Source organism: Oceanobacillus piezotolerans, from assembly GCF_003665065.1.
In the GTDB taxonomy this organism is placed as follows: domain Bacteria; phylum Bacillota; class Bacilli; order Bacillales; family Amphibacillaceae; genus Oceanobacillus; species Oceanobacillus piezotolerans.
The window spans coordinates 47423-58003 of the sequence record NZ_RCHR01000010.1 but is presented as its reverse complement, the minus strand read 5'-3'; the positions used below and the strand labels follow the sequence as shown (position 1 = coordinate 58003).

The window sequence follows — 10581 nt, the reverse complement described above, 5'->3', positions numbered from 1 at the left end:
TAATATTATTGACATAAAAAACGATGGATGGTACTATATTCAAGGTGCTTCCGATATACTTGTTGCTTTGGAGGATATGAAAATGTCTAATGAAAAAGTGACAAAGATTAAGCAAAGCTTAATCATTGGGACGAAACAAACACTGAAAGCCATGAAGAATGGCGAAGTAAGTGAAGTGTATGTCGCTATGGATGCGGATAAACACATCACACAAAAGGTAGTAAGTTTGGCGGAACGCTTAGAAGTCCCTTATAAATATGTTAATTCCAAGAAGGAATTAGGTATTTCATGCGGGATTGATGTAGGAGCGTCAACTGCAGCGGTAAGGAAATAGTTGGGTTATGTATATAATCCAAAGCATTTTTTTACGTTAAAATGGACCGCCTGGATGTGTGGGTTTACAAGATGCAGATTTATTAACTGCTTATTAATATAAAATCATGAAGGGAGGACAATGAGTCATGCCAACTATTAATCAATTAGTACGTAAAGGTAGAGTCAGCAAGACTAAGAAATCTGATTCACCAGCGCTTAACAAAGGCTACAACAGCTTCAAAAAATCTTTTACAGATGTAAATTCTCCTCAAAAACGTGGAGTTTGTACTCGTGTAGGTACACTTACACCTAAGAAACCAAACTCAGCGCTACGTAAATATGCACGTGTTCGCTTGTCTAACAACATGGAAGTAACTGCTTATATTCCTGGTATCGGACATAACTTGCAAGAACACAGTGTTGTATTGCTTCGTGGAGGACGTGTTAAAGACTTACCAGGGGTACGTTACCACATCGTACGTGGTGCGCTAGATACTGCTGGAGTTGAAGGTCGTATGCAAGGTCGTTCTAAGTATGGAACGAAGAAACCAAAAGAGAAAAAATAATGAATCAAAATTAAGATAGAAAGAAAGGAGGATACTTATATGCCTCGTAAAGGTCCAGTACCAAAACGCGATGTATTACCAGATCCGCTTTATAATTCAAAATTAGTTACACGTTTAATCAACCAAATTATGGTCGATGGTAAACGTGGAAAGGCACAAAAAATCCTTTATCGCGCATTTGAACTTGTTCAAGAAAGAAGTGGCCAAAGCCCTATGGAAGTCTTCGAACAAGCGATGAAGAATGTAATGCCTGTACTTGAAGTACGCGCGCGTCGTGTTGGTGGTTCTAACTACCAAGTACCGGTTGAAGTTCGTCCGGAAAGACGCCAAGCATTAGGATTGCGTTACCTTGTTAGCTATTCACGTCTACGTGGGGAGAAAACAATGGAAGAACGTCTTGCTAATGAAATCTTAGATGCTTCTAACAACACAGGAGCTTCCGTTAAGAAACGTGAAGACATGCATAAGATGGCTGAAGCCAACAAAGCATTTGCTCACTATCGTTGGTAATAATAAACGAACAATTTTTCCAATTAGAAAGGAGAAAAACATATGGCTAGAGAGTTCTCCTTGGAAAAGACACGTAATATCGGTATTATGGCACACATCGATGCAGGTAAAACAACAACTACCGAACGTATTCTTTTCTATACAGGACGTATTCACAAAATCGGTGAAACACACGAAGGTGCTTCACAAATGGACTGGATGGAGCAAGAGCAAGAACGTGGTATTACAATCACTTCTGCTGCGACAACTGCTGCATGGAAAGAACATCGAATCAACATTATTGATACACCAGGACACGTAGACTTTACAGTTGAAGTTGAACGTTCCTTACGTGTACTTGATGGTGCTGTAACGGTGCTTGATGCACAATCAGGTGTTGAACCTCAAACTGAAACAGTTTGGCGTCAAGCAACAACTTATGGTGTACCAAGAATCGTATTCATCAACAAGATGGATAAAACAGGTGCAGATTTCCTTTATTCTACAAAGACTCTTAAAGATCGTTTAGGAGCGAACGCACACCCTGTTCAGTTACCAATTGGGGCTGAAGATCAATTCAATGGAATTATTGACCTTATCAAAATGGAAGCACACTTCTATCTTGATGATCTAGGTACAACTGAAGAAGCACGCGAAATTCCAGAAGAATTAAAAGATCAAGCAGAAGAATTGCGTACGAATTTAATTGAAGCTGTAGCAGAAACTGATGAAGAGCTTATGATGAAATACCTTGAAGGTGAAGAAATCAGCGAAGATGAGTTGAAAGCTGCAATTCGTAAAGCAACACTTAGCGTAGAATTCTATCCTGTGTTCTGTGGATCTGCATTTAAAAACAAAGGTGTTCAATTAATGCTAGATGGTGTTATTGATTACCTTCCAGCACCAACAGATGTTGAAGCAATCGAAGGTATCATTCCTGGCACAGAAGAGAAGACAACTCGTCCATCAAGTGATAATGAGCCATTTTCAGCATTAGCGTTCAAAGTTATGACTGACCCTTATGTTGGTAAATTAACCTTCTTCCGTGTTTACTCTGGAACACTTGAGTCTGGATCATATGTGAAAAACTCTGTGAAAGATAAGCGCGAACGTGTTGGACGTATCCTTCAAATGCACGCAAATCACCGTGAAGAGATTTCTAAAGTTTATTCTGGTGAAATTGCCGCTGCTGTTGGTTTGAAAGATACATCAACTGGTGATACGTTATGTGATGAAAAGAACCTAGTTATCTTAGAATCAATGGAATTCCCTGAACCAGTTATCTCTGTTGCTATTGAACCAAAAACAAAAGCAGACCAAGATAAGATGGGTATTGCATTGTCTAAGCTTGCTGAAGAAGATCCAACATTTAAGACAGAAACAAACACAGAAACTGGTCAAACTATCATCTCTGGTATGGGTGAACTTCACTTAGATATCATTGTTGACCGTTTGAAACGTGAATTTAAAGTAGAAGCAAACGTTGGTGCCCCTCAGGTTGCATATCGTGAATCACTGCGTACTGCTGCTGAAGTAGAAGGTAAATTTGTACGTCAGTCTGGTGGACGTGGACAATATGGTCACGTATGGATCAAGTTTGAGCCTAATGAAGAAGGCGCTGGAGTTGAATTCGAGAACAAGATCGTTGGTGGGGTAGTTCCACGTGAATACATCCCTGCAATTGAAAATGGAGTTAGAGAAGCTGCAGAGAATGGTGTCCTAGCAGGATATCCTCTAATCGACTTCAAAGCTACGTTATTCGATGGTAGTTACCATGATGTTGACTCAAATGAAATGGCGTTTAAGGTTGCTGCTTCTATGGCACTTAAAGCAACGAAGAACAAATGTAACCCTGTAATTCTAGAACCAATTGAAAAAGTTGAAATTGTTGTTCCTGAAGAGTACATGGGGGATATCATGGGTGACGTAACTTCCCGTCGTGGACGTGTAGAAGGTATGGAAGCTCGTGGTAATGCGCAAGTAATTCGTGCAATGGTACCTCTTTCTGAAATGTTTGGTTATGCAACTGCATTGCGTTCTAACACGCAAGGTCGCGGAACATATACAATGCATTTCGACCATTATGAAGAAGTGCCTAAGTCCATCGGTGAAGAAATTATTAAGAAAAACGTTGGCGAATAATTGATTTTTTGTCCATTGTGACGTATAACAATTAGTGAAGACTAAGAAATCAACTTTGATTTCTTAGTTGAACATACATTATTAAAAATATCTTTATTTACTTAAAGGAGGAACTATAAATGGCTAAAGAAAAATTCGATCGCTCCAAGAGTCACGTAAACGTTGGTACAATCGGTCACGTTGACCATGGTAAAACTACATTAACAGCTGCAATTACAACTGTACTTGCAAAACATGGTGGTGCAGAAGCACGTGCTTACGACCAAATCGATGGTGCTCCAGAAGAAAAAGAACGTGGTATCACTATCTCAACTTCTCACGTAGAATATGAAACTGAAACTCGTCACTATGCGCACGTAGACTGCCCAGGTCACGCGGACTATGTTAAAAACATGATCACTGGTGCTGCACAAATGGACGGAGCTATCTTAGTAGTATCTGCTGCTGATGGTCCTATGCCACAAACTCGTGAGCACATCCTATTATCTCGTAACGTAGGTGTACCTTCAATCGTTGTATTCTTAAACAAAGTTGATATGGTAGACGATGAAGAGCTTCTTGAATTAGTAGAAATGGAAGTTCGTGATCTATTAACTGAATATGACTTCCCTGGTGATGACGTTCCAGTTATCAGCGGTTCTGCTCTAAGAGCTCTAGAAGGCGACGAAAAATATGAACAAGCTATTCTTGACTTAATGGCAGCTGTAGACGAATATGTTCCAACTCCAGAACGTGACAACGACAAGCCATTCATGATGCCAGTTGAGGATGTATTCTCAATTACTGGTCGTGGTACTGTTGCTACTGGTCGTGTTGAACGTGGTCAAGTTAAAGTTGGAGACGAAGTAGAAATTATTGGTCTTCAAGAAGAAAATGGTAAAACTACTGTAACTGGTGTTGAGATGTTCCGTAAACTTCTTGACTATGCAGAAGCAGGTGACAACATTGGTGCGTTACTTCGTGGGGTATCCCGTGAAGATATCAACCGTGGTCAAGTTTTAGCTAAACCAGGTTCTATTACACCACATACTAACTTCAAAGCTGAAGTTTATGTATTATCTAAAGAAGAAGGTGGACGTCACACTCCTTTCTTCTCTAACTACCGCCCACAGTTCTACTTCCGTACTACGGACGTAACTGGAGTAATCAATCTTCCAGAAGGAACTGAAATGATCATGCCTGGAGATAACACTGAAATGACAGTTGAACTTATTTCTCCAATCGCTATCGAAGAAGGTACTCGTTTCTCCATCCGTGAAGGTGGACGTACTGTTGGATCAGGCGTTGTAACTACAATCGAAAAATAATATATTTATCGATATACAAAACAGGTAACGCATTAGCGTTACCTGTTTTCTTTATATAAACACTATCGCCAACCTATCTGTAATTCTTACTAATATATAGTCTATAGAAAAAGTTGATTAATTGAATTCAGAATAGTGGTTAACACCGCTACGGAAATACACTACGCTTTCCACGGGCGCTGTTGAGCCTCCTCGAGACTGTCGTCTCTCCGGGGTCTCAACTAGGCTTATCATCCCGCAGGAGTCTCCGTGTATTTCCTCCGCTAAATTATGCTTTTTAATCTATAAATATAGGAAGGTGGAAACACCGCCCAATTATATGAAGTGATTGGAGCGGAGGGCAGTCGACTCCTCGAAAAAGAAAAGCACTTTTTCTTCGTGCGATGTATCACTGCTGAAGCCTTCCTTGTCCTACGGGAAAAGCAACAGCCGAAGACCCCGCAGGAAATGGTTTTCTTCCGAGGAGGCTAAGGCGCTGCCCGCAGTGGAAATCACGAACAAATAATTCTAGGGTGTTTCCGTACTCTTTATATTTTTTCACGATATCTAGAATTAAACTAATCAGTAGTCTATCTATTCTCTAGAGTAACAAATTCTATCAAAAACAAATCTGCTTATTAATGTCTTCATTAAATAGCAGTAGTAATGTGTAATTAAAGTAATAGGTAACAAAAATAGAATATCTCTTTTTCAAATACTAATAGAATAAACAGCAATTCTAATCGATAACTTCACATAATAACTTATATGCAATAAGTAGAAAAATATTCAAGAAAAGCTTGCAAAACCACAAATATCTATGTATAATACACAAATGTGCGACCGATAATTAGTTTTAAAAGAAAGGTTGCATAGGCCAACACCATTTGGTATACTTATAATGTTGGTCAGAAAAAGGCGATGAAGTGAGAGGTTGTTGGCACACCCGGCCCCTTTGCCATGGCGGGTGGTCAAGAAATTTTCACGGAGAATGTCTATAATAATATGGGCGAAAAAGGAGGGAAAATAATGGCAAAAGAGAAAATTAGAATCCGTTTAAAAGCATATGATCACCGTATCTTAGATCAATCTGCAGAAAAGATTGTTGATACTGCGAAGCGTTCTGGAGCAAATGTTTCTGGTCCGATTCCATTACCAACTGAAAAATCAGTTTACACTGTATTACGTGCGGTACACAAATACAAGGATTCACGTGAACAATTCGAAATGCGTACACATAAACGTTTAATCGATATTGTTGAGCCAACACCAAAGACAGTTGATTCGTTAATGCGTCTTGACTTACCGTCTGGTGTAGATATAGAAATTAAATTATAATTTATTGTTATTTATAGGAGGTGTAACGGATGACGAAAGGAATCTTAGGTCGTAAAATCGGCATGACTCAGCTTTTTACTGAAAGTGGAGAATTAATCCCAGTAACAGTTGTTCAAGCTGAACCTAACGTGGTATTACAGAAAAGAACTTTAGAAAATGACGGCTATGAAGCATTACAACTTGGTTTTGCTGATAAGAAGCCATCTCGTACGAACAAACCAGAAAAAGGCCATGCTGAAAAAGCAAACACTGCCCCTAAGCGCTACGTTCGTGAATTCCGTAACGTTAACCTTGACGGAGCAGAAGTTGGTCAAGAAGTTAGCGTTGAAATTTTTGAAGCTGGCGAAAAAGTTGATGTAACAGGAACTTCCAAAGGGAAAGGTTTCCAAGGTTCAATCAAACGTCACGGACAACAACGCGGTCCAATGGGACACGGTTCACACTATCATAGAGGACCAGGTTCAATGGGTGCTGTTGATGCAATGCGTGTATTTAAAGGTAAAAAATTACCAGGACATATGGGTTCTGAACAAGTAACCATTCAAAATCTTGAAGTAGTAAGTGTAGATGCTGAAAAGAATCTATTACTAATCAAAGGTAATGTCCCTGGTGCGAAAAAATCATACGTGAAAATTACAAGTGCGATTAAAGGTAATTAATCACACAAACGAAGGGAGGATATGTCATGCCTAAAGTAGCACTATTAAAACAAGATGGAAGTAATGCTGGAGAGATTGAATTAAATGATGCAGTATTTGGTATTGAGCCAAACACACATGTGCTTCATGAAGCAGTAATTATGCAACGTGCATCTTTACGTCAAGGAACACACGATGTGAAGAATCGTTCTGAAGTGCGAGGCGGTGGTCGTAAACCATGGCGTCAAAAAGGAACTGGTCGTGCGCGTCAAGGTTCAATTCGCTCCCCACAATGGGTAGGTGGTGGAGTTGTATTCGGTCCAACACCACGTAGCTATAGCTATAAGTTACCGAAAAAAGTACGTCGTTTAGCTCTTAGATCTGCTTTATCTTCTAAAGTGAAAGAAGAGAATATCGTCGTATTAGAAAGCATCGCAATCGATGCACCAAAAACAAAAGAAATCGTTAATATGCTAGATGCAGTTAATGCTGATGCGAAAGCACTTATTGTAACTGCGGATAAAAATGAAGTAGTTGCACGTTCTGCGAATAACTTGAAATCTGTTAAGGTATTAACAGTTGAAGAAGTTAACGTTTTAGATTTATTAACGCATGACAAGCTAATCTTAACGAAGGATGCAGCTGAAAAAGCAGGGGAGGTGTTTGCATAATGAAAGATCATCGCGATGTTATTAAACGCCCTGTCATTACGGAGCACTCAGCTGACCAAATGGCAGATAAAAAATATACATTCGAAGTATCCCCTAAAGCAAACAAAACGGAAATCAAAGATGCTGTGGAAGCTATCTTTGGTGTAAAGGTTGTTAAAGTGAACACACTTAACCTTAAAGGTAAGTTCAAGAGAATGGGACGTTACGGTGGTTATAGATCAAACCGTAAAAAGGCCATTGTACAACTATCTGAGGATAGTAAAGAACTAGACTTCTTTGAGGCTTAATTACTAGATATCTGAAAAGGAGGGAAAAAGATGGCGATTAAAAAGTTTAGACCAACATCAAACGGTCGTCGTAACATGTCTGTTTCTGATTTTGCTGAAATCACTACAGACAAACCAGAGAAATCCCTGTTAAGTCCAATTAAGAAACGTGGAGGACGTAACAACCAAGGGAAATTAACTGTTCGTCATCAAGGTGGCGGTCATAAGCGTCAATACCGTATTATCGATTTCAAACGTGATAAAGATGGAATACCAGGACGCGTTGCTACAGTTGAGTATGATCCAAACCGTACAGCTAACATTGCATTAATTAACTATGCGGACGGAGAAAAACGCTACATTATTGCACCAAAAGGACTTCAAGTAGGTCAAGAAATCGAATCAGGTGAAGAGGCAGATATCAAAGTAGGGAATGCATTACCAATCGGTAAAATCCCTGTAGGTACTGTTATTCACAACATCGAGTTAAAACCAGGTAATGGTGGACAATTAGCAAGATCAGCTGGTGCTGAAGCGCAAATCTTGGGTCGTGAGGAAAAATACACACTAGTACGCCTAGCATCTGGTGAAGTTCGCTTAATCTTAAGCACTTGCCGTGCAACTGTAGGTCAAGTTGGTAACCTAGAACATGAACTAATCCGTGTTGGTAAAGCAGGACGTTCTCGTTGGAAAGGTATCCGCCCTACTGTTCGTGGTTCTGTAATGAACCCTAATGATCACCCACACGGTGGTGGTGAAGGTCGTGCGCCAATCGGACGTAAATCACCTATGTCACCTTGGGGTAAACCAACACTTGGTTACAAGACACGCACACGCAACAAGCCGTCTGATAAGTATATTGTTCGTAAACGTAAAAAATAAACCAATTTAAAGACGGGCAAAGATAATCCCGTCTCTCACTTGCGGAAGGAGGTTTATCCATGGGTCGTAGTTTGAAAAAAGGACCTTTTGCAGATGACCATCTATTAAAGAAGATTGATCAGTTAAACGAAGGGGATAAAAAACAAGTAGTAAAAACTTGGTCTCGTCGTTCTACCATCTTCCCTAATTTTGTAGGTCATACAATTGCGGTATATGATGGACGTAAACACGTTCCAGTATATGTAACAGAAGATATGGTCGGACATAAGTTAGGTGAATTCGCACCAACTCGTTCATACAGAGGACACTCTGCCGACGACAAGAAAACAAAACGATAATAAGGAGGTGCAGACCGAATGCAAGCTAAAGCCGTTGCGAAAACAGTTCGTATAGCTCCTCGTAAAGTTCGTTTAGTTGTTGATCTTATTCGGGGAAAACAAGTTGGCGAAGCAATCGCGGTTCTACGCCATACACAACGTGGAGCTTCACCAGTAGTTGAAAAAGTTTTGAAATCTGCTATCGCAAATGCAGAACACAACTATGAAATGGATACTGATAATCTAGTAGTATCTGAAGCATATGTAAATGAAGGACCAACATTGAAACGCTTCCGTCCACGTGCACAAGGACGCGCAAGCAGAATTAATAAACGCACAAGCCACATCACTGTGGTTTTAACAGAAAAGAAGGAGGGATAGTTAGTGGGTCAAAAAGTAAATCCAACAGGTCTCCGCGTAGGCATTATTAAAGACTGGGAATCAAAATGGTATGCTGGTAAAGACTATGCAGACTTACTACATGAAGATATTAAAATCAGAGAATATCTTGAAAACCGCCTAAAAACAGCTGCTGTTTCTTCTATCGAAATCGAACGTGCGGCTAACCGTGTAAACATTACGATTCATACTGGTAAACCTGGTATGGTAATCGGAAAAGGCGGCTCTGAAGTTGAAGCACTTCGTAAATCTTTAAATGCTTTAACTGGTAAACGAGTACACATTAACATTGTAGAAATTAAGAAAGTAGATATCGATGCGAAATTAGTAGCAGACAATATCGCTCGTCAATTAGAAAACCGTATTTCATTCCGTCGTGCACAAAAGCAAGCAATTCAACGTGCAATGCGTGCAGGTGCTAAAGGAATTAAAACACAAGTATCTGGCCGTCTAGGCGGTGCTGATATCGCTCGTGCAGAACATTACAGCGAAGGAACAGTTCCACTTCATACTTTACGTGCTGACATCGATTATGGTACAGCAGAAGCAGACACTACTTATGGTAAGCTAGGTGTTAAAGTGTGGATCTACCGTGGGGAAGTCCTTCCAACTAAAAACCATAAATAAAGGAAGGGGGCAAACGCATTATGTTAATGCCTAAACGTGTTAAGTATCGTAGACAACATCGTGCTAATATGAACGGTCGTGCTAAAGGTGGTACAGAGGTATCATTTGGTGAATACGGATTGCAAGCATTGGAGCCATCTAGAATCTCCAACAGACAAATCGAGGCTGCTCGTATTGCTATGACTCGTTATATGAAACGTGGCGGTAAAGTTTGGATTAAAATCTTCCCAGACAAACCGTATACAAAGAAACCCCTAGAAGTTCGTATGGGTTCTGGTAAAGGTGCTCCTGAAGGTTGGGTAGCAATTGTAAAACCAGGTAAAATTTTGTTTGAAATCGCTGGTGTACCAGAAGAGGTTGCTCGTGAAGCGTTACGACTTGCTTCTCATAAACTACCGATTAAAACTAAATTTGTAAAACGTGAAGAAATTGGTGGTGAAAACAATGAAGGCTAATGAGATTAGAGATCTAACCACTGCCGAAATTGAACAAAAAGTAAAATCTTTAAAAGAAGAATTATTTAATTTGCGTTTCCAACTTGCAACTGGTCAGTTGGAAAACACTGCACGTATTCGTGAAGTAAGAAAAGCAATTGCACGTATGAAAACTGTTGTACGTCAACGTGAATTAAACGTAAATAACTGA

15 protein-coding genes are annotated in these 10581 nt (G+C 39.8%); all 15 read left to right on the top strand.

Annotated features, from left to right (window positions below; all coding sequences use genetic code 11):
- Positions 1–82: 82 nt before the first annotated feature.
- The 15 genes from D8M04_RS18505 (at position 83) to rpmC (ending at position 10581) form a co-directional block, all read left to right on the top strand.
- Positions 83–334 carry a ribosomal L7Ae/L30e/S12e/Gadd45 family protein gene (locus D8M04_RS18505; RefSeq protein ID WP_121524896.1) on the top strand — a complete coding sequence of 84 codons (252 nt, stop codon included), beginning with the start codon at positions 83–85 and terminating at the stop codon, positions 332–334.
- Positions 335–461: 127 nt separating this feature from the next.
- Positions 462–881 (top strand): 30S ribosomal protein S12, encoded by a 420-nt coding sequence (gene rpsL / locus D8M04_RS18500; protein WP_121524895.1) that lies wholly within the window; start codon positions 462–464, stop codon positions 879–881.
- Positions 882–920: 39 nt separating this feature from the next.
- Complete coding sequence (gene rpsG, locus D8M04_RS18495; RefSeq protein WP_121524894.1) at positions 921–1391, top strand: 30S ribosomal protein S7; 471 nt, start codon at positions 921–923, stop codon at positions 1389–1391.
- 42 nt (positions 1392–1433) lie between these two features.
- A complete protein-coding gene (gene fusA, locus D8M04_RS18490; protein ID WP_121524893.1) occupies positions 1434–3512 on the top strand; it encodes an elongation factor G in 2079 nt (692 codons plus the stop codon).
- 119 nt (positions 3513–3631) lie between these two features.
- The gene (gene tuf, locus D8M04_RS18485) at positions 3632–4819 is read left to right on the top strand and encodes an elongation factor Tu (RefSeq protein ID WP_121524892.1); all 1188 of its coding nucleotides are present in this window, start codon (positions 3632–3634) and stop codon (positions 4817–4819) included.
- Positions 4820–5827: 1008 nt separating this feature from the next.
- Positions 5828–6136 (top strand): 30S ribosomal protein S10, encoded by a 309-nt coding sequence (gene rpsJ, locus D8M04_RS18480; protein WP_121524891.1) that lies wholly within the window; start codon positions 5828–5830, stop codon positions 6134–6136.
- Positions 6137–6165: 29 nt separating this feature from the next.
- Positions 6166–6795: a 50S ribosomal protein L3 gene (gene rplC / locus D8M04_RS18475; RefSeq protein WP_121524890.1), complete on the top strand. Its 630-nt coding sequence runs from the start codon at positions 6166–6168 to the stop codon at positions 6793–6795.
- 26 nt (positions 6796–6821) lie between these two features.
- Entirely contained in the window at positions 6822–7445 is a 624-nt protein-coding gene (rplD, locus tag D8M04_RS18470; RefSeq protein ID WP_121524889.1) for a 50S ribosomal protein L4, read from the top strand.
- Entirely contained in the window at positions 7445–7732 is a 288-nt protein-coding gene (gene rplW / locus D8M04_RS18465) for a 50S ribosomal protein L23 (protein ID WP_121524888.1), read from the top strand. Before rplD ends, rplW begins: the two co-directional genes overlap by 1 nt.
- Before the next feature lie 30 nt (positions 7733–7762).
- Positions 7763–8593, top strand: a complete 831-nt coding sequence (gene rplB, locus D8M04_RS18460; RefSeq protein WP_121524887.1) for a 50S ribosomal protein L2 — start codon at positions 7763–7765, stop codon at positions 8591–8593.
- A gap of 59 nt (positions 8594–8652) precedes the next feature.
- Positions 8653–8931 carry a 30S ribosomal protein S19 gene (gene rpsS, locus D8M04_RS18455; protein ID WP_121524886.1) on the top strand — a complete coding sequence of 93 codons (279 nt, stop codon included), beginning with the start codon at positions 8653–8655 and terminating at the stop codon, positions 8929–8931.
- Positions 8932–8949: 18 nt separating this feature from the next.
- Entirely contained in the window at positions 8950–9291 is a 342-nt protein-coding gene (gene rplV / locus D8M04_RS18450) for a 50S ribosomal protein L22 (protein WP_121524885.1), read from the top strand.
- A gap of 3 nt (positions 9292–9294) precedes the next feature.
- Positions 9295–9936, top strand: a complete 642-nt coding sequence (gene rpsC / locus D8M04_RS18445; RefSeq protein ID WP_121524884.1) for a 30S ribosomal protein S3 — start codon at positions 9295–9297, stop codon at positions 9934–9936.
- A 20-nt stretch (positions 9937–9956) separates the two neighbouring features.
- Positions 9957–10391 carry a 50S ribosomal protein L16 gene (gene rplP / locus D8M04_RS18440; RefSeq protein ID WP_121524883.1) on the top strand — a complete coding sequence of 145 codons (435 nt, stop codon included), beginning with the start codon at positions 9957–9959 and terminating at the stop codon, positions 10389–10391.
- Complete coding sequence (gene rpmC, locus D8M04_RS18435; RefSeq protein WP_121524882.1) at positions 10381–10581, top strand: 50S ribosomal protein L29; 201 nt, start codon at positions 10381–10383, stop codon at positions 10579–10581. Before rplP ends, rpmC begins: the two co-directional genes overlap by 11 nt.